Source organism: Pantanalinema sp. (genome assembly GCA_036704125.1).
Classification (GTDB): Bacteria; Cyanobacteriota; Sericytochromatia; order S15B-MN24; family UBA4093; genus JAGIBK01.
In genome coordinates this window covers 49,104-68,863 of record DATNQI010000102.1, presented here as the reverse complement: position 1 = coordinate 68,863, position 19,760 = coordinate 49,104, and the positions used below count along the sequence as shown (strand labels likewise).

Sequence of the window (19,760 nt, the reverse complement as noted above, 5' to 3'; positions counted from 1 at the left end):
CATTATCGGGCTCCCTCCGCCTTCGTCTGCTGCAGGCTTTCCATCAGTTCAGCCTCCTGCTCCTGGAGGAACCGGGGCTTTTCGGCGTAGACGTCCTCGAAAATGGTCTCGGGGGCAGGCCCGGGGGTCTTCTCGGCGACCTCGATCGCTTCCAGGATTTCCTGCTTGAAGCGCTCCTGCAGCTCGGCCTCCCATTCGGGGCTCCAGAGCCCGCGCTTGGCGAGGAAGCGCTGGAAGCGCTGGACGGGATCCTTGTCCCGCCAGGGCGAGACGTGGTCCTCGGTCCGGTAGCCCGAGGGGTCGTCCGAGGTGGAGTGGGCGCCGACGCGGTAGGTGAGGGCCTCGATGAGCGTCGGGCCCTCGCCGCGCAGGGCCTTGTCCACGGCGCGACGGGTCGCGACGATGACGGCGAGGACGTCGTTGCCATCCACCTGGACGCCCTCGAAGCCGTAGGCGTTCGCCTTCATGGCGAAGTTCTCGCTGGCCGTCTGCACCGAGGCGGGCGTCGAGATCGCCCAGCCGTTGTTGCGCAGGAAGAAGACGGTCGGGGTCTTGTAGACGCCGGCGAAGTTCATGGCGACGTGGAAGTCGCCCTCGGACGTCGAACCCTCACCGAAGTAGGTCATGGTGACGTACGGGTCCTTGCGGAGCTTCATGGCCCAGGCGGTACCCACGGCGTGGGGCACCTGCGTCATGAGGGGGCTCGAGACCGAGACGATGTTCAGGTGACGGAACGAGTAGTGGACGGGCATTTGACGGCCCTTGGTGTAGTCGAGGTAGTTGCCGTAGCACTGGTGGGCCATCTCCTGCACGGTGGCGCCGCGCCAGAGGTAAGCCCCCTGCTCGCGGTAGCACGGGAAGATCCAGTCCCCCGGGCGCAGGGCGTAAGCCGAGCCGACGGTCGTGGCCTCTTCACCCGTACTCTGCATGTAGAAGGCGATGCGGCCCTGGCGCTGCAAGGTCACCATCCGCTCGTCGAGCGTCCGCGTCTGGATCATCGTGCGGTAAATCGCACGCAGGTCCTCGTCGGAGACCTCTGGCATCAGCGCGGGATCGGCGGTGTCGTCCTCGCGAAGGACGGTGAGGGGCGCCGTCGGCACCGACGCGTTCTTACCGACCTCAAACTCGACTAAACTCACGGGTCTTGTTCTCCTTCAGTGTCTCAGCCGGCTCACGCCGGCTGATGGCTCACGTCGTTGGAAGCGGACGCGCTGGCGTCCTGGGAGAGCTTCGGGTTCTGTTTCTGGTTCTCGATCATGCCCTTGATGAAGAGCTCGCCCGCACGGTAGCTGGAGCGGACCAGGGGACCGCTCGCCACGTAGAGGAAGCCCAGCTCCTCGGCCCACATCTGGAAGTCGGCGAACTTCTGGGGGGTGACGAACTCCACCACCTCGAGGTGCTTGGCGGTCGGCCGCAGGTACTGGCCGAAGGTGACGATCTGGCAATCGTACTCGCGCAGGTCGCGCAGGGTCTCCATGACCTCCTCGTCGGTCTCGCCGAGCCCGACCATGATCGAGGTCTTGGTGACGACGTCGGGCGCGATGCGCTTGACGTCCGAGAGGACCTTGAGGCTCTGGGCGTACTGGGCGCGGCGATCGCGCACCTTGGGAGTCAGGCGGCGCACCGTCTCCACGTTGTGAGCGACGACGTCGGGGCCCGACTCGACCACCGCGCACAGGGCCTTGATGTCGCCCTGGAAGTCGGGAATCAGGACCTCGACCAGGACCTTGGGGGTGCGCTCCTTGATGGCGCGGATGACCGCCGCGAAGTGGGCGGCTCCGCCGTCCGGCAGGTCGTCGCGATCGACCGAGGTGAGGACCACGTAGTCGAGCCCCATCACGTCGACCTGGAGGGCGACCTTCGCCGGCTCCTCGGGGTCGAGGGGGGCGCCCTCCTTGGCGGTCTTGATGTGGCAGAAGCGGCAGCCGCGGGTGCAGGTGTCGCCCATGACCATCATGGTGGCGGTGCCCCCGCCCCAGCACTCCGCGACGTTGGGGCACGAGGCCTCCTCGCAGACGGTGTGGAGGTTGAGGGTGCGGAGGTTCTCCTTGATGGCGAGGTAGCGCTCGCCGGCGGGCGGGCGAATCTTGAGCCAATCGGGCTTGCGCTTGGTGTCCATGGGGTCGTCTCGCTTTCCGGGTCAAATGCCTACCGAGAGGGCATCTGGGCGCTAGCAGGCCGCCATTAATGGTACCCGGTGCGTGGCGTTCCGTCAAAGCGAAGGTGGTCCCTCGTTTCTAGGCAGCATGCCCCCTCAATACCTGAGCGCCGGGCGGAAGCCGACCAGGGGGCCGACGTCGGTGCGCGGGCCGTAGAGCGAGATGCTCCAGATCCCGGCGTAGGTCCCGTCGTCGGCGTCGCCTCCCCGATAGCTCCTGGCCGCAACCTGGTCGGTCTGGATCCAGAAGTAGTCGTAGTGGAAGGGAGCGACCCCGACCCAGTCGACCGCGCTCGCCACCCCGTAGCGCCGCAGCTGCGGGTCCGTCTGGATGGCGGTGAAGCGCTCGCCGGTCGTGGGCGCGTTCAAGGGAAGGTACACGTCGTTCACGAGGTACTGGCCGTACTCGGCCCCGAGGGTCGCCGTCCATTCCCAGACGTTGCCGTTGAGGTCGTACACCCCGGCGGTGGTCCCGGTGTGCGTCGTCAGGTTGGTGCCCCCGGTCCAGCCCGCCCGGGTGCCCGTCCCCGTCAGGGCCCGAGCCGCCCGGGTCGGGTCGGCGGTGAAGGTGACGCCCGCGTCATCGGCGTCCTTCCGGCTGTTGTTGTTGCCGTACACCTTCACGCCGTTGATCATCGACCAGACGGCAAGGGCGGTCCACTCGTCGTCCCGCATCAGGTGGCAGTGGGCGTCGTAGGCGAGGCAGGCATTCGCTGCCGCGTCCCAGTCGACGCTGACCCACGGCACCCGGCTTGCCTGCACCTTGAGGACGCCGGAGCTGCCCGCGGCCGCATTCGTCGCATCGTTGCGCGAGGCCTCGTACTTGCCGGCGTAGAAGCCCCCGAAGGTCTCGCGCGCCCAGTCGGCGCCCTCGGTCCCGGTGCTCGGCTGCGTCTTGACCCAGGCCCCCGGCGGGCTGCCCGCGTTCGTCGCCCCGCAGTTCGCCGGTACGATGAGCTGGTAGGCCGTGAAGAGCGGGATCCAGACGAAGGTGCTCGTCTGGCCGTTCTTGGTCACCGCATAGTCGTGGTGGATCGCCTCGTCGCCGTTGTCGCCGGGCGCGAGCAGCCCCGCGCCGAGCAGGGGGCGATCGCCCAGCGGGTCCAGATCCTGGAGGAGCTGGGTGGTGACGGCCGCCACCCGGCTCAGGATCGCCGGGACGGCGTTGCCCTTGACCGAAGCGACCGAGTCGAAGGTGGTGCCGGAGACCAGCCCGAGGATGTCGTCGAAGGAGGTGGCCGGGTCGTCGCGGTCGATCAGGGCGACGGCCGTGGTCGTCGGATTGATGACCACCGTGCCGGTGCCGCCCGTCCGGTTGGTGATGCTGGCCCAGCCGGCCTTCGTCCACTTGAGGACCGTGAGCATGGAGACCTGGTTGCCGCTGGTCCCCCCGGCGCGCTTGATCACCTGCAGGTAGTAGTGGGCGTTCTCCACGGGGCTGAAGGTGGTGTCCACGTCGATGGCGAAGGTCCCCTGGGCGTCGGTGAGGCCCGTCGCCATGGGGCGGGCCGTGCCGGGATCGATCAGAGAGACGGTGGCATAGGCCGAGACGTCGGCGCTCGCGGCCGTTACCTGGCGCTCGGAGGCTGGGGCGAGCGGAAAGGCCACCCGTCCGGAGACCGCGGCAGGCAGGACCTGGTTGTTCGCCGCGCCGAGGAGCGGCCCGGAGGCGAGCGACGGGGCGCCGGGCGGGGCCGCGTGGCAGGCTGCAAGCAGCGTCGCGGCCAGGGCGATCGCCATCCGGTTCAAGCGCTTGGTATTCATCGACGCACCTCTATCGCTCATCGGAAGGATAGGACGGGGCGGAAGCCCAGCTGGGCCTTGGAGGTATTCCGGGGCTCGTCGATGTCGCTCGCCCAGACGCCCGACTGTCCCCCGTTGTACCAGGACCCGCCCCGGTACATCTTGATCTTGGCCACCGTGGCCAGCCAGTAGTTGTCGCCACCCCAGGCGGCGTCAGGGGAACCGGTGGTCGCGCCCGGCAAGCCGTACCGACGCAGGCGTGGGTCGGTGCTCAGGGCGCTGAGGTAGCCCGCCGAGGTCTTGAGGCCCGTGTCGACCCCGTTGATGACGAAGTTGCCGGTGGTCGGGGCGGCCGCGACCGTCTCGGTCCACTCCCAGACGTTGCCGTTGAGGTCGTAAACCCCGGCGGTGGTCCCGGTGTGGGTCGTCAGGTTGGTGTTCCCGGTCCAGCCCGCCTTGGCGCCCGTCCCGCTCAGGGCGCGATTGGCCTGGTTCGGGTCCCCGAGGAAGGTCACCGCGGCATCGTCCAGATCCTTGAGGTTGTCGTTGTTGCCGTACACCGTGACGCCGTTGACCATCGACCAGACGGCAAGGGCCGTCCACTCATCGTCCCGCATCAGGTGCGCGTGGACGTCGTAGGCGAGGCACGCCGTGGCGGCATCGTCCCACTTCACGCTCCCCCACGGCACGCAGCGGACCTGGACCTTGAGGGTGGACGAGGTGCCGACGGTCGCCCCCGCCCCGGTCCCCGCGGCGCCCTGCGCCGCATCGGCGTGACTCGCCTCGTACTTGGCGACGTAGAAGCCCCCGAAGGTCTCGCGCGCCCAGTGCACCTCCACGGTGCCGCTGCCGGGCGGGTTCTTGACCCAGGTCCCGATGGGCAAGGCAGGGTAGCCCGAGCCTGCCGGGTCGATGAGCTGGTAGGCCGTGAAGACCGGGATCCAGACGAAGGTGCTCGTCACCCCGGCCTTGGTCACCTGGTAATCGTGGTGCAGGGTCGCATCCCCTGGGTCGTCGGGGGCCATGACCCCCGACGATGCGGGGCGATCGCCCACCGGGTCCACGTCCTGCTGGAGCTGGGCGGTGACCGCGGCGACCCGGGCCGCGATCTCGGGGACCGTGTGCGTGGTGAAGACGCTCACCCCATCCAGGTTCGCCCCCGAGACCTTGCCGATCACGTCCGCGTAGGCCGTGGCGGGGTCCTCTCGGTCGATGAGCGCCACGGCGGTGGTCGTCGGGTTGACCACGATGCTGCCCGCGCCGCCCGCCGCGTTGGTGATGCTGGCCCAGCCACCGCTGGTCCACTTGAGCACCGTGAGCAGGGAGAGCTGGTTGTTGCCCGTGACCGCCCCGCCGACGCGCTTGGTCACCTGCAGGTCGTAACAGGCATCGAGGGCCGGGGAGAAGGCCGCCCCGGGCGCGAGGGTGAAGGCCCCCTGCGCGTTGGTGAGGCCGGTTGCGATCGCCCGGCCCGTGGCGGACTCGAGCAGGGTCGCGGTGGCGTAGGCCGTCACGTCGGTGGCCGTCGCTGCGATCGCGCGAGCGGGAAAGACCCCCTTGCCTCGCACGACCGTGGTCAGCGCCTGTGCCGCCTGGCCGGCACCCGGCACGAGGTCCGGCCGCCCGGGCCCCATCGCCTGGCAGGCGGCAAGCAGGGTCGCCCCCAGCGCCAGCGCCGCCCGGCTCAAGCTCCGCTTTTGCATTGTCACCTCCGCGCGCATGGCTAGTAACTCGCGCTCGCCGTCACCGAGACGGGCGCGATCCGCAGGCCGGCCGTCCACGCGTTCAGCCCCGACTTGAGGGTGAAGGGGCCGGGCACCGGCAGGGGCACGAGGGTCATCGCGTCGGGGGGGCCGTCGATCCGGGTCGTGCTCGCCCAGACCTGGTTGGCGGCGTTCACGGCTTGGGCGCTCAGGGTCCAGCCGTCGCCCGGCGCGAGGCCCTTGAAGACGAGCGAGGCCGTGGCGCCGGGGCTTGCGATCGTCGCCGAGACCGCCGGCCCGCTCGCGGGCGTGAGGACGACGCTCGCCGTCGCCGTGGCCCCCGGGATGCCGGAAAGGGCGAGGCGGAGGGTCCCCAGGATGGGATAGTCCGCCACCGCGGTGGTCCTGGAAGGCAGCTCGACCGTCACCGGCCCTCGTGCCGCCCCGTCGGGCACCGTCACCTGGATGGAGCGGCGGTCCCCCGCGACCCCGGTCACGGTCGCGGGCACGCCGTTGAAGCGGACGTGGTTGTCGGCGGCCTGGGCCTCGAAGGGGATCCCCGACAGGGTCACCGTGTCCCCCACGTCGGCGCCGAGGCCGGGCAGGATCCCGATCCCGCCGGTCGGCTTGAGAAAGAAGCCTCCCGGTGCCTTGTCGATGCTCGCCAGGGGATCCAGGTCGCCGCCGAGGGCCGCGCTGACCACCGCGTAGGCCCCCCGGTAGTCGGCGACCGAGAGGTTCGGCACCGGCGTGAAGGTGCTCGGGGTGACGCCGTCCGAAACACCCGCCTGCAACTTGCTCATGAGGCCGTCGAGGGCCACGGTGGCCCCTTGCGCGGTGTTGATCTGGGCGGCGGCGGCGATCGCGGTGGTGGCGAGGCTCAGGGTGATGCCCGAGCCGGTGAGGCTCTCCCAGCCGCCGGCGCTCCAGCGGATCAGGGTCCTGACGCGAGCGGCGCTGTTGCCGGCATGATTGGAGCCGAGGCCCTTGACCGCCTCCAGGTAGTAGACGGCCCCCGCGTCGGGGCGAAAGGAACTGCCCAGCCTCAGCACGAAGCCGCCCTGGGCGTCCGTGACGGTGGTCGCCACCGTCAGGGGCGAGGCACCCGGCTGGATGAAGGAGACGGTGGCCCCCTTGGCCACGTCGTTGACCAGATCGGCCTGCACCGTCCGGAGCCGGTTCAGTACCCCGGGCTCGAGGCTCCCCTGCACGGCGGGAAGGGCCTGGGCAGAGAGGGGAGGCCTGGCGCCGGGGGCCACCAGGGCGCAGCCGGCGACGCCGAGGATCAGGGCCAGGGTGAAGGGTGCGCTTCTCACGGCTCCTCCTTACTGCACGGTGACCGAGGTGGTCGCGGTCACCGCGCCGGACCGGACGGTGATGAACGAAGTACCGGGCGTGGTGGCCATGAAGTTGCCGTCGGTGGTCATGGTGCCGCCCCCCTTGTCGCTCGCCTCCCAGGCGAGCTCGGCGTCGCTCAGGGGTTGGCCCGCCGTGTCGTAGGCGATCGCGGTGTAGCGGCGCTTGCTCAGGTTCGCCATGGTGTCCGGGAAGGGGTCGATCCGGATCGCCCCCACCAGCCTGAAGGTCGAACTCACCGGGCAGCCTCCGACGCTGAGGGTGAAGGGCCGGGCGGAAGCCCCGGCGAGGGTGGCCGGGACCGTGACCCGGGCGGCCGCGTCGCTCACCACCGTGAGCGTCGCGGGGACCCCGTCGAAGTCGGCGGACACGCTCGGAGCGTAGCTCAGTTGCTGGCCGCCCTGCAGCTTGATCCACTGCGAGAAGCCGCTGCCCGTCAGGGTCGCCACGGCCCGGGGGCCGGCGCTCGCGACGGCGTCGAGGTGCGGGACGTTCAGCGGGATCGCAAGGGACCTCAGCTGGTTGGGAAAGAGGCTCACGCCCTCGGCGCGGCCCGCCGCGAGCGCCCGGCCGCCCGCGTCGCGGGCGATGGCCTCGACCGTGAGGTTGCCGAGGCGCGTGAGGTCGGAAGTCGCCTGACTCGCCACCAGTTGCCCTTGGTCATCGCGCACGCTCAACTCGACGCGGCTGGTCTGCCCGGGCGCACCCTGCGTGGAGATAGACAAGCGCGCCTTTTCCGCCACCGTGACGCTGGCCGTGGCCCGGGCGTCCTGGCAGCGGGCGGTGATGACCACGGTCCCGGGGCGTACGGCGCGCACCCGACCCTCCGGGTCCACGGTGGCGAGGCGCGTGTCCGAGGACTGCCAGGTGATGGGCAGCGAGGGGCTGCTCGCCTCCGCGACGAACAGGAAGGCGCTCGGGTAGAGCGGAGTGCCGCCGTCCACCGGCGGTACGAAGAGGCTGTCGGTCGTGACCTTCAGCCAGAGGGTGATCGCAGGGGCCGGAGCCGGAGTCGGCGAGGTGCCTCCGTCCCCCGTTCCGATCGCGCCCCCGACCTCCCCCGAGGGGGTGGGGGTGGCCTGCGGCACGCCGACCACGGGGGGGCCCTCCTCGTCGCCGGGGGCGCAGCCGGTCACCGAAGAAAGGCTCCAGAACAGCACCAACAGGAAGACCAGCGAGCGAAATTGAGGCCCCACGAGCATCCTCACAACTACCACCGCTTGCAAAACTCGGCACGCCATTTCGAGCGGCGCACAGCACGCGTAGGCAGCATACCCAGGCGAGCGGCCGTCAAACAAGCGGGAGGTCGCGCCTTGCTTCAGTCGCCCCATGACAACCAGGGGAAGCGCGCGTCCTTCTCGATCGCAAAGGCTCCCTGCTGGCTCCGGGGCAGGACGTAGAGCGCCGCGGCCCCGGGGTGATTCGCCAGATACGCCCTGCCCCGCTCGGGGCCCAGGACGTACAGGGTCGTGGACAGGGCGTCGGCCTCCTCGGCGGTGGGGGCGACGACCGTGACGCTCAGCCGGCCCTGCACCGGCCTCCCCGTGGCGGGATCCACCACGTGGCCGTAGCGCACCCCGTCCTTCCAGAAGCCGCGCTCCGCATCCCCCGAGGTGGAGACGCCCCCCGCCTTCAGCGGCACGACCCCGAGCACCTCGCCCTCCTCGCGGGGGTGCTTGATCCCGAAGGACCACGCCTCGCCCACCTCCGGCGGCCCCCAGACGCCCTGGTTGCCCCCCGCGTCCACCCGGGCGGCGATCGCCCCGTTCGCCCGGAGCACCGCCAGGGCCCGGTCCACGGCGTAGCCCTTCGCGATCGCCCCGAGATCGAGCTCCATGCCGGGCCGCTCGAAGCGAACCCCGCGCCTCGGATCGAGCCGGACGCCCCGGTAGCCCACCTTGGCGCGGGCCCGGGCGATGGCGGCCTCATCAGGCATGCGGTAGTCCAGGTACTTGAAGCCCCACGCCCGGACCAGCGGAGCGACCGTGGGATCGAAGGCACCGCCGCTCTGCTCGGCGTAGGAGAGCGAGCGCCGCAAGAGGGCGAGTGTCTCGGCGCTGACGCCCACCCAGCCGCGCGCCGCCCCGCGGTTGACCCGCGAGAGCTCGCTTTCCGGCCGGTAGGTGCTGAGACACCCGTCCAGGCGCTTCACCTCGGTAAAGGCCCGCTCCATCGCTTCATCCACCCCGGGGCCGCGCGCCTCGATGGTCCAGAGGGTGCCCATGGCGTAGCGGACCTGCGTGCGGAAGCCGTCCTCCTGCGCCGCAGCGGGCAGGCCTGGGACCACGAGCGACAGGCCGAAGAGGACAAGCCCGAGGGCCCGCGAGGCGCGGCTCCTCATGGCGAGACCAGCGGCTCGCGGGCCTTGTCGCGGGCTAGGCGCGCGGCCCGCAGGCGTCCCAGGCGCACCCGGACGAGGCGCCCGAAGTAGAGCAGGTACCCGCTAAGCACCAGCCCGATCAAGGCGACCGAGACCGCGTCGGTGACGGGCACCCCGTAGGTCCCCCAGAAGCGGCCGTCGTGCAGGTCGTAAACCAGCTGCGTGAAGCCCTTGCCGTCCTCGGGACGCGCGGCGGCCTTGCCCACGCGCTCCCACACCCCGGCGGGGGAAGCCTGGCGGTAGAGGCCGTCGGTGCTCGCGATCGAAAGGCGCCCCTCGCCATCGAGGGAGAGCCCCGCCACCTGGGTGCCCTCCGGGGGGTAGAAGGGAAGGATCAGCTCCTCCCAGATGTCGCCGTGGTCCTCGGAGCGGAAGACCCCGATGGAGCGAAGCGCCAGGTAGACCACCCCCGCTCGGCCGGGATCGAAGAGGATGGTCCCCACCTGCTCGGCGGGGACGGGCAGCACGGCCTCCTCCCAGGTCGAGCCCCCGTCCAGCGAGCGAAACAGGCCATCTGCGGTGCCGACCAGGACGCGCCGCGAATCCGACGGATCCACGGCGGTCGAGAGGACGTACTTCTGGAAGGGCGAGCTGGCCGCAGCCGCCTGGGGCGTTCGACGCCAAGCGTCCTGGTGGTTGAGGCCGATCGCCGTGAAAGCGGCGATCAGGATCATCACCCCGGCCACGAGGCCGAGCCAGCGGTGCAGGGTCAGCATGGTGCGGGTCATGGCGTCCTCTTAGTGCGCATGCGTCAGCTCGTCGACGATCACGACGGCCTTCTTGACCCCGGCTGCGACCGACCAGGACGAGACCGTCGCGCCCGTCAGGTGGATGATGTCCCGGTTGACCATCAGCGGGTCCTCGGCCGTCTTGCCCTGGAACTGGTTGAGGAAGCGGCGACGCTTGACGTCGTCGCCGCGCCGCTCCCGGTACACCATGATGGCCACGTCGCGGACGCTGCCGTCCGGCTTGAGACCGACCACGAAGGTCATGGGGTAGTACTTCCCCTGCTCGTCCAGGATCATGGCGTAACCGGAGGGCTTGCCGCCGCTCGTGCTCTGGTAGACCGCGAACGAGTCCTCGGTGACCTTGCGGCCCAGGCGGCGCTCGATCCGCTTGCGCTCCTCGGGGCGAGGGGCGTACTCCCGCTTCACCACCGGGTCACCCTGGGGCAAGGCGATCTTGAGGGCCTGCTCCTTGGTCAGGTAGACCTGCTCGTAGAGCTGGGGGACCTCTTCTTCCGCGAAGGCCGGCAGGGCCGTCGCGATCGCCGCGAACGCGACGAGCGGCAATGCAATCCTCATGGCGTCCTCCCTAGAAGCCGACCGCGATCGAGCTCCAGATGGCGTCCTTGTTGCCGCCGATCGGATCGGCCAGGCGCTGGTACTCGAGCTTGGTCACGAAGGTCTGGATGGGGCGGTAGTTGAGGCCCACCAGGTACTCGGTCTGGTCGTTCTTCGTGCCGGGGTTCGCCTTGTCGGTGCTCGCCTGGCCATAGCGCCCCACCAGGGCCATGCTGGCCTGCGGGAAGCCGCCCTCGCGCCCCATGAAGGTGCCGTGCAGGATCTCGGGGAAGAAGCGATAGCGGCCCTCGACGTAGTAGCCCTCCATGGTGCCCGGGATGGACGTGAGGACGGTGGGCTGGGTGGCGTCGGCGGCGAAGGTGCCGCCCTCGCTCTGGACGTTGGCGTACTCGCCGAGGATCTCGACGGGGCCGAGCGAGAGGGTGGTGTCGGCGCCCAGCATGCTCAGGTTGCGGTTGGCGTCGTACACCCCGCGGTAACCGCTCAGGCCGAGATCGAGACCGAGCCAGGGGCTGACGGAGAGGCGGCCCGACACGGCCTTGTTGCCGTTGTTGTCCTTCTTGAAGCTGGGGCGGGCGTCCTTGAGACCCTTGTCGGCGCTGATCTTGTCGCTGAGGCCGTTGGTCACGTAGGCCTCGTACGAGACCTGCATGTCCTCGGTGGGATAGACGAAGCCGTGGAAGCCGGCGCCGGTGTCCATCCAGGTGCTGGGCACGACCTTGTCGGCCATCAGGGGACGGTTGGTCGTCTCGCGCACGTCCGAGTCGTGGAGGACGTTGACGATGCCGAAGGGGACGAGGACCACGCCGCCGCGCAGGGAGAGGGCGTCGTTGATGCGGTAGTCGGCCCAGGCCTGCTCGATCTTGAGCTCGCCGTCCTTGGTGTTGGCGTTGATCTGGCCGCCGTACTCGTACTCGATCTCGGTGTTGAAGAAGAGGTTCTCGTGCAGGTAGCTGGACGCCTGGAGGATCAGGCGGTGCTGCCGGAAGGTGCTGTCCTTGCCGTCGAGGGGCAGGCTGAACTCGTTGTCGAAGTAACCCCCGACCCGCGACTGGGCGCGTCGGTCGAAGGAGGTGATCGCGCGGCCGCCGGGGCCCTGGTTGGAGGTGATGCTCGGGGCCTTTTCGGGCGCGGGGGCCTGCGCCCAGGCGGGGGCGGCAACCAGGACGCTGAGGGCGGCGAGAACGGGCATGGCATGTTTCATTGAAGACTTCCTCGTGCGGGTGGAAGGGCGAAGCCAATGACTTTGAGAATCATTCTCATTATCAACAGCCACCAGAGTAAGCCCTCTTGCGAGGGATTGTCAATAAGAACAAGAAGTGACGAGGGGGCCCCGGGTCTGGAGTGACCCGGGGCCCCCCGCGACCTTGGGCGTCGGCGCCGATCTACTGCCCAGCCCCGGGCGCGAGCGGCGCCATGGGCACCTCGAAGTGGTACTGCGACCGGGCCTGCTCGAAGGTGTCGAAGGTCTCGGCTCCGACCAGCTCGATGTCAGCAGCCGAGAGCAGCTGGGCGGGCGGCAGCTCGCCGGAAGCGGGATCCTGGCGCTTGAGATCGGCCTTCTTGATCTTGAAGCGCTGGACCTTGACGGACTCCCCTTCGAGCGAAAAGGCCACGAACCAGGTCACGTCCAGGACGTCCGACGCGCTGGGGCCGGTCAGGTTGAGCACCTGGACGTCCATCCGGAGGTCGCCCTCGGCGGGTGCGTCGAAGGCCATGGGCGCGAGGCCGTGGACGCGCTCGGCCAGCTCCCTGGTGTGCGCCCCGCCGAAGAACCTGACGTTGCCGGGCTTGAGGCCCGAAAGGTTCAGGTCGAGGGTGATCCGGTGCATCAGATCCTCGGCGTGCTGACGCTGGAAGGCCTCTTCGGGTTCGAGGCCGGGCTCGCCCTCGTGGAAGCGGCCGTCGGCCCCGGGCACGAAGACTTCCCGGTTGCTGAACTCGTGGCCCTCGCGGGTGTCCAGGTCAAGGCCATCGAGGGTACCCAGGTCGTCGTTGAGCTCGATCTTGACCTTCTGCTGCTTGTCGCGCGGCACGTTGCGGAACTTGATCTTGCCGTCAACGACGTCGTACTGGTCGGGTGTCAGTTGCTTGCCGTCCAGGTACACCGCCTTGATCTCGTCTCGCTTGAGGCTTCTGGCGTTGCCCGCGGCATCGGTCAGCCTGAGCTCGAGGCCCGCCTCGGCGAGCATGGCGTTGAGGTCGCCCGGCGTGAGGTTCTTGAGGGCGTCGCAGCCGGAAAGGGTCAGGGCGATCGCAGCGATGCCCAGGATCTTCGAGACGTGTTTCATCGCGGTTGGTCACTTTCGCTCGCCGGGGGGGACGAAGGGGCGCTTGCACGCTTCTACCCCATGTTACCCTTCAACGTGCGAAATTAGCCGGCCGTTGCGTGAGGATATCGCTAAGCGAGGCGGAATCTTACCTCTTTCGCATCGGTTACGAGTCGGCGCGCGTCAATTCCCCGCGATGCACCAAGCACGACCGGGCCTCCCCCCCCGCCGCGAAACGTGCTAACGTATTTTGCATCATCTCCCTTCCCTCTATTCAGGCAGGCCGTCCGCATCATGCACGAATCCTCACCTTCTTCAGGCGCGCGAATCCTGCTCGTGGACGACGAACGCGAGCTGCTCGCGATGCTCCACGAGTGGCTGACCCATTTCGGCTACCAGGCCAAGACCGCCGCAAGCACCCACGAGGCCGTGAGCCTCTTCAAGCAGGAGGCGTTCGACGTCGTCGTGACCGACCTCAAGATGCCCGGGCTCGACGGCTTGCAGCTGCTCTCGCTGCTCAAGGAGCTCGACGCCGGCATCGAGGTGATCTTCCTGACAGGCCAAGGCACCATGGACGACGCCATTCTGGCCCTGCGCGGCGGGCGCGCCTTCGACTTCCTGCAGAAGCCCCTGCGGGACCTGCACAAGCTCAACGAGGTCATCGAGCAGGCCCTGGCGCGCCGCCGGCGCAAGGCACCGACCCTGCCGGCCCCGATCGTGCTCGAGGCGCTTACCGAGCGCGAGCGCGAGATCGTCACCTTGCTCGCCCGCGGGCTCGAAAACCGCGCGATCGCCGAGCGCCTCTGCCTCAGCGACAAGACCATCAAGAACCACCTCTCGCGCATCTACGACAAGCTGGAAGTGAACAACCGTACCCAGGCGGTCCTCCTCTGCCAGCAGCTCGGCGTGATCGGGTAAGCCCGCGCGCCGAGGCAGCCGGGACTTTCGTCCCTGGCCTTTTCCGATTGCGCTGCGCTAGACTTCCCTCGGACCGTCAGGAGCACCCCGAAGCTCCGGACATGGCAGGCGGGTAAGAGATGCCGAGCAACGATCCCAGCGCGTTCCACCTCCCGGCGACCGAGCCCGGCACGACTCCGGACCGCTTCCTGAACACGGTCTCGCACGGCCTGCGCTCGCCCCTCATGGCGATCAACGTCGCCGCCCAGCTGCTCTCGCTCGAGGCGACGGGCAGCCTCACCGATGCCCAGCGGCGCCACGTCGAGCGCATCCGCACCAGCTCGCTGGACATGCACGACCGGGTGAGCGACCTGCTCGAGCTCAGCCTCCACCACGCCCGGCGCGTCGTCCTTCACGTGAGGCCCCTCGACCTCGACGCCTGCGCCGCCGAGGCGATCGCGAGCATCCGGCCCCAGGCTTCGGCCCGGGGCGTCGAGGTGAGGCACGCCCCGAGCACCGGGCCCTCCGGGTGCATGGGGGACGCCGCCCGCATCACCCACCTGCTGCGCAACCTTCTGGCCAACGCGGTGCGCTTCACGCCGAGCGGCGGCCACGTGAGGGTCAGCACGGCCCCGGACGGGCCGTGGCTGCGCTGCCGGGTCGAGGACACCGGCTGCGGCATCGCGCCCGACGCGCTCGAGACCCTCTTCGAGCCCTTCTACCTGGGCAGGGAGGAATGCGGCGATCGCCTGGGGATCGGCCTCAACGTCTGCAAGGCCATTCTGGACCTTCACGGGGGCACCCTCTCGGTCGAGAGCCGGCTTGGGGCGGGCAGCGTCTTCAGCTTCACCCTCCCGCGCTCGTAGCCCTCACGACGAAAAGCCCGAAGGGACCGGCAGTACTGCCGGTCCCTTCGGGCTTTCGGGCCTTCCTCTAGAAGAGGCTGGCGACCGAGGTCTTGGCCCAGGCCATCAGGGGCTGCGCCCCCGGGACCAGGTACAGGAGGCTGGTGGCGCCGACGCCGGCCCACACGATCATCACGGCGCAGAAGACGCCCACGATCCGGACGGGCACCAGGCCGGTCATGTCGGACCAGTCCGCCCGGGGCTCCTTGAAGTACATCACCACGACCACCCGCAGGTAGTAGTAGACCGAGAGGATCGAGTTGATGATGCCGATCACGGCGAGCCAGGCGTAGCCCTGCTGGATGACGGCGCTGAACAGGAAGTACTTCCCGAAGAAGCCCGCCGTGGGCGGGATCCCGATCAGGCTCGCCATGCAGATGGCGATCACCAGCGAGAGGCCGGGGAACTTGGCGCCGAGGCCCGCGAGGTCCTCGATCTCGACCAGCTTCTCGCCCTGCTTGCTGACGAAGCCGATCGCCGCGAAGAGGGCGATATTCGTCAGGCAGTAGGCGACCAGGTAGTAGAGGATCGCGGCACCGGCGTAGGCGCCCTCCTGGTTCGACAGGGCGGTGAGGCCCATCATCATGTAGCCGGTGTGAGCGATGCTGGAGTAGGCCAGCATGCGCTTGATGTTGCCCTGGACGAAGGCCAGGATGTTGCCGGTGAACATGGTGACCACGGCCAGGGCCGCCACCACCTCCACCCACTCGGCCTTGACGGGCAGGAAGGCGACCGCCATGGTGCGGAGGATGAAGGCGAACGAGGCCGCCTTGACCGCGGTCGCCATGAAGCCGGTGATCGGCGCCGGAGCGCCCTCGTACACGTCGGGGGTCCAGGCGTGGAACGGAGCCGCCGCGACCTTGAAGCCGAAGCCGATGACGAGCATCGCGATGCCCGCGATGAAGAGCGGCAGCCTGGCGGGATCGGGGCTGGCCGCGAAGTCGCGCAGGGCGTCGAACTGGATCGAGCCCGCCGCACCGTAGGTCAAGGCGATGCCGTAGAGGATGATGCCCGAGGCGAAGGAGCCCAGCAGGAAGTACTTGAGCGACGACTCGTTGCTCTTCATGTCCATGCGGCGGGCGCCGACGAGGGCATAGATGGCGATCGACATGATCTCGATCGCGATGAAGACCGCGATCAGGTGGGTCGCCGCCGGCAGGATCAGCATCCCGCTCAGGCTGAGCATGAGCAGGGAGTAGACCTCGCTCTGGGCCATCTTCTCGCGAGGGAAGTAGGCCCACGCCGCCACCAGGGTGAGCGCGGCACAGCCGATCAGCAGCAGGGTGAAGAAGTGGCTGTAGGCGTCGAAGGTCACGACCCCGTGGAAGAGGACGCGCTTGAAGCCCGCCGGGCTCTGGACCAGGTCCACGCCCGAGACCATGGCGGCGAGCGCCAGGGCCGAGAGGGAAAGCCCGCCCAGCAGCGCGGGGGTCCGCAGGAAGGTGAGGCCCAGGCCCGTCACCATGACGATGATGATGGGCAGGATCGAGAGCCAGTGGATTTCCATGTTCATCATGCCTTAGTGCCCTCCGGCGTGGTGATCGCCTTCGGTCGCCGCAGGCTCCGCCGTGGCGGCCTTGACGGTCGCGTTGACGGGACCCAGCACGGCCTGGACCGAGGCGTCGATTCGCGAGAGCACCGGCTGGGGCACGAAGCCCGTGTAGACGATGACGAGCGCGATGGGAACGATGACGAGGGCCTCGCGCAGCGAGAGGTCCGCGAGCGGCTTGGCTTGCTTCGGCTCCTCGCCGAAGAAGGTCCGAGAGACCATCCACAGCATGTAGCAGGCGCCCCAGATGACCGAGGTGGTCGCGACCACGCCGATCACGTTGTGGCTGGCGTAGGTGCCCAGCAGGATCATGAACTCGCCGATGAAGCCGTTGAGGCCCGGCAGGCCGACCGAGGCCATCGTCACGAGGACGAAGACGGTGGTCAAGAAGGGCATCGCCTTGGCGATCCCGCCGAAGTCGGCGATCGAGGTGCCCTTGCGCTCGGCGAGCATGCCGACCAGCAGGAACAGGCCGCCGGTCGCCAGCGCGTGGGCCATGAACATGAACACCGCGCCGGTCCAGGCGTGCTGGTCCAGGGCGAAGACGCCGAGCAGGATCACCGCCATGTGCGAGACCGAGCTGTAGGCGAGCAGGCGCTTGATGTCGGTCTGGGCCAGCGCGATCCAGGCCGCGTAGATCAGACCGATGAGCGCGAGGCCCATCAGGTAGGGCTGGGCGCTCCTGGCGGCCTCGGGGAAGAGGGGCACCGCGAAGCGGATGAAGCCGTAGACGCCGATCTTGCCCATGATGCCGCTCACCAGGAAGGTGACCGGAGCGGGCGCCGCCACGTAGGTGTCGGGGGCCCAGGTGTGGAACGGGAAGAGGCCGCTCTTGATCGCGAAGGCGAGGGCGAAGGCCAGGAACGCCCAGACCATGGCAGACCCCGCCAGCGGGGTGGCCATCAGATCGGCGAGCTGGAAGCTCCAGGTGCCGGTCGTCGCCTGGTGCCGGACCGCGAGGTAGAGGATGGCCACGAACAGGAAAAGCGAACCGACTAAGGTGTAGACGACGAACTTGACCGTCGCCTTGACCCGGCCCTCACCGCCCCAGAGGCCGATGAGGAAGAACGCCGGGATGAGCATCAGCTCGAAGAAGACGTAGAAGAGGAACATGTCGAGCGCGGTGACCGCGCCGATCATGCCCGCCGAGAAGAGCAGCATCCAGGCATAGTAGCCCCTCACCCGGTCCTTGATCAGGTTCCAGGAGGCCAGCAGCGCCACCGGGGTGAGCACGGCCGTCAGGACGACCAGCACCAGGCTGATGCCGTCGATGCCGAGGTGGTAGGAGATGCCGGCGCTCGGCAGCCAGGGCGCGTTGACTTCGAACTGGTAGCCGGCCTTGGCCGGGTCGAAGGTGCCCAGGAGCGAGAGCGCCAGGGCCGCGTTAATGAGCGCGGCCACCATCGCGAATCCCTTGATCCCCTTTTCCGACGACGAAGGCATGAGCATGAGGCCCAGCGCCGCGACGACCGGCAGGAAGATCAGGATCGACAATACGTTCTGGTCCATTGATCAATCCTTAATGCAGCGTGTCGAACTTCAAGAGGTAGTACACGGCGATGAGGGCCGCCCCGACGAGCATCATCAGGGCGTAGGAGCGGATCAGGCCGTTCTGCAACGTCCGGACCGCGCCCGAGATCCCCGCGTAGAGCCGCGGCGTCTCGTTGACCGCCTTGTCGATGCCGTTCTCCTCGGCGCCCTTGTAGAGCAGCACCGACGCAATGAAGCGCAGGGGCTTGATGAGGACGGCCTCGATGAGCTCGTCGATGAAGTACTTGTTCTTGAGAACGTCCCACCAGGCGGTGCGGGTGGGCTCGGTGGCGGGGACGGCCTTGCCGTAGCGGGCATAGGCGACGCCGATGCCGATGGCGGCGACCAGGACCGAGAGGGCCATCATGCCGAGCTCGAAGCCGGCCGAGAAACCTTCGATCTCGGCATGCCCGACGACCGGCGCGAGCCACTCGCCGAACAGGTTGTGACCGCCCAGGACGTGGGGAACCCCGAGGAAGCCGACCACCACGGTGCCGATGCACAGCACCACCAGCGGCAGGGCCATGACCCAGGGGCTCTCGTGGGCATGCTCCACGCGGTGCTTGTCGCGGGGCGTTCCGAAGAACGCCAGGAACAGCATGCGGAACATGTAGTAGGCGGTGATCCCCGCGGTCAGCAGCAGCACGCCATAGATGACGTAGTGATGGTGGCCGAAGGCGTGCCAGAGGATCTCGTCCTTCGAGAAGAACCCGGCCAGGGGCGGGATGCCCGCGATGGCGAGCGTCGCGATGCCCATGGTCGCGAAGGTGATGGGCATCTTGGAACGAAGGCCGCCCATCTTCCAGAGGTCCTGCTCCTCGTGCATGGCGTGGATGACCGAGCCCGCGCCGAGGAACAGCAGTGCCTTGAAGAAGGCGTGGGTGAACACGTGGAACATGCCGGCGCCGTAGGCGCCGATGCCCACGCCGACGAACATGTAGCCGAGCTGCGAGACCGTCGAGTAGGCGAGCACGCGCTTGATGTCGGACTGGGTCAGGGCGATGGTGGCCGCGAACAGCGCCGTGAGGGCGCCGATCGAGGCCACGACCGTCTGGGCCAGCGGGCTCAGGCTGAAGATGAAGTTGCAGCGCGCGACCATGTAGACGCCCGCCGTGACCATCGTCGCGGCGTGGATCAGGGCCGAGACCGGGGTGGGGCCGGCCATCGCGTCAGCGAGCCACACGTGCAGGGGCACCTGGGCGCTCTTGCCCATGGCGCCGATGAACAGCAGCAGCGCCGCGGTGGTCGCCACCGTGACGGTCAGCGCCTCGCCCTTGGGCAGCGCCTCGAAGAAGGCCTTGAGGCCCACGAAGTCGAGGGTCGCCCCGCCGTGGTTCATGGTGTAGACGAACAGGAAGAAGATACCGAGCAGGAAGCCGAAGTCGCCCACGCGGTTGGTGATGAACGCCTTGTTGCCGGCGTTCGCCTTCTTGATGTCCGAGAACCAGAAGCCGATCAGGAGGTACGAGCAGACGCCCACGCCCTCCCAGCCCACGAACATGATCGGCAGGTTCTTGCCGAGCACCAGCACCAGCATCGAGAAGGTGAAGAGGTTCAGGTAGGTGAAGTAGCGCGAGAAGCCGCGGTCGTGGCTCATGTAGCCCACCGAGTACAGGTGGATGAGGGTCCCGATGAAGGTGACCGTCAGGATCATGACCGCCGAGAGCGGGTCGAGCATGAAGTCGATGCCCACGTCCAGCTGACCGGCCTGCATCCAGGTGGCCACGTGCTGGATCATGAGGCGGGACTCCTCGCCCATGCCCTTGAGCTCGAAGAAGAGCTTGAGGGCGACGAAGAAGGCCAAGAGCGGGGCGCCGACGGCGACCGCCGAGACGAGCCCCCTGGGGGCGCCGTGCTCGGACTTGGCGTAGAAGAGGGTCAACAGGCCGTTGAAGATCGCGCCGAGGAGCGGCAGCAGCGGCACCCAGAGTAGCAAGTTGGTGGTGTGTGATTCCATCGGGAAAC

The 19,760-nt window shown here is 68.6% G+C and carries 16 protein-coding genes; 2 read left to right on the top strand and 14 right to left on the bottom strand.

What is annotated here, in order from left to right; genetic code table 11:
• Positions 1-2: 2 nt before the first annotated feature.
• The 11 genes from pdhA to V6D00_16510 form a co-directional block, all read right to left on the bottom strand.
• Complete coding sequence (gene pdhA, locus V6D00_16560) at positions 3-1,139, bottom strand: pyruvate dehydrogenase (acetyl-transferring) E1 component subunit alpha (GenBank protein HEY9900794.1); 1,137 nt, start codon at positions 1,137-1,139, stop codon at positions 3-5.
• A 32-nt stretch (positions 1,140-1,171) separates the two neighbouring features.
• On the bottom strand, positions 1,172-2,119 hold the full coding sequence (gene lipA / locus V6D00_16555; GenBank protein HEY9900793.1) for a lipoyl synthase: 948 nt from the start codon (positions 2,117-2,119) through the stop codon (positions 1,172-1,174).
• Between the two features lie 135 nt (positions 2,120-2,254).
• Positions 2,255-3,922, bottom strand: a complete 1,668-nt coding sequence (locus V6D00_16550) for an SUMF1/EgtB/PvdO family nonheme iron enzyme (protein ID HEY9900792.1) — start codon at positions 3,920-3,922, stop codon at positions 2,255-2,257.
• A 17-nt stretch (positions 3,923-3,939) separates the two neighbouring features.
• A complete protein-coding gene (locus tag V6D00_16545) occupies positions 3,940-5,604 on the bottom strand; it encodes a hypothetical protein (GenBank protein ID HEY9900791.1) in 1,665 nt (554 codons plus the stop codon).
• Between the two features lie 20 nt (positions 5,605-5,624).
• On the bottom strand, positions 5,625-6,920 hold the full coding sequence (locus V6D00_16540) for a hypothetical protein (GenBank protein ID HEY9900790.1): 1,296 nt from the start codon (positions 6,918-6,920) through the stop codon (positions 5,625-5,627).
• A gap of 9 nt (positions 6,921-6,929) precedes the next feature.
• A complete protein-coding gene (locus V6D00_16535; GenBank protein ID HEY9900789.1) occupies positions 6,930-8,156 on the bottom strand; it encodes an Ig-like domain-containing protein in 1,227 nt (408 codons plus the stop codon).
• A 122-nt stretch (positions 8,157-8,278) separates the two neighbouring features.
• On the bottom strand, positions 8,279-9,301 hold the full coding sequence (locus V6D00_16530; GenBank protein ID HEY9900788.1) for an FAD:protein FMN transferase: 1,023 nt from the start codon (positions 9,299-9,301) through the stop codon (positions 8,279-8,281).
• Complete coding sequence (locus V6D00_16525; GenBank protein ID HEY9900787.1) at positions 9,298-10,068, bottom strand: PepSY domain-containing protein; 771 nt, start codon at positions 10,066-10,068, stop codon at positions 9,298-9,300. The genes V6D00_16530 and V6D00_16525 overlap by 4 nt, the downstream gene beginning before the upstream one ends.
• A gap of 9 nt (positions 10,069-10,077) precedes the next feature.
• Positions 10,078-10,644 (bottom strand): FMN-binding protein, encoded by a 567-nt coding sequence (locus V6D00_16520; GenBank protein HEY9900786.1) that lies wholly within the window; start codon positions 10,642-10,644, stop codon positions 10,078-10,080.
• 10 nt (positions 10,645-10,654) lie between these two features.
• Positions 10,655-11,848, bottom strand: a complete 1,194-nt coding sequence (locus tag V6D00_16515) for a porin (GenBank protein HEY9900785.1) — start codon at positions 11,846-11,848, stop codon at positions 10,655-10,657.
• Positions 11,849-12,029: 181 nt separating this feature from the next.
• Positions 12,030-12,935, bottom strand: a complete 906-nt coding sequence (locus tag V6D00_16510) for a hypothetical protein (protein HEY9900784.1) — start codon at positions 12,933-12,935, stop codon at positions 12,030-12,032.
• Positions 12,936-13,250: 315 nt separating this feature from the next.
• On the opposite strand from V6D00_16510, the gene V6D00_16505 reads away from it, so the two are divergent.
• Positions 13,251-13,832 (top strand): response regulator transcription factor, encoded by a 582-nt coding sequence (locus tag V6D00_16505; GenBank protein ID HEY9900783.1) that lies wholly within the window; start codon positions 13,251-13,253, stop codon positions 13,830-13,832.
• A gap of 119 nt (positions 13,833-13,951) precedes the next feature.
• Positions 13,952-14,677 (top strand): HAMP domain-containing sensor histidine kinase, encoded by a 726-nt coding sequence (locus V6D00_16500; protein HEY9900782.1) that lies wholly within the window; start codon positions 13,952-13,954, stop codon positions 14,675-14,677.
• Positions 14,678-14,744: 67 nt separating this feature from the next.
• Here the strand turns inward: V6D00_16500 and V6D00_16495 are convergent, their stop codons facing one another.
• From V6D00_16495 to nuoL, 3 genes are read right to left on the bottom strand one after another with little or no spacing between them, the layout of a single operon-like run.
• Entirely contained in the window at positions 14,745-16,232 is a 1,488-nt protein-coding gene (locus V6D00_16495; GenBank protein ID HEY9900781.1) for an NADH-quinone oxidoreductase subunit N, read from the bottom strand.
• 3 nt (positions 16,233-16,235) lie between these two features.
• Positions 16,236-17,774, bottom strand: coding sequence for an NADH-quinone oxidoreductase subunit M (locus V6D00_16490; GenBank protein ID HEY9900780.1), 1,539 nt, complete (start codon positions 17,772-17,774; stop codon positions 16,236-16,238).
• A 10-nt stretch (positions 17,775-17,784) separates the two neighbouring features.
• On the bottom strand, positions 17,785-19,752 hold the full coding sequence (gene nuoL / locus V6D00_16485; GenBank protein HEY9900779.1) for an NADH-quinone oxidoreductase subunit L: 1,968 nt from the start codon (positions 19,750-19,752) through the stop codon (positions 17,785-17,787).
• Positions 19,753-19,760 lie beyond the last annotated feature (8 nt).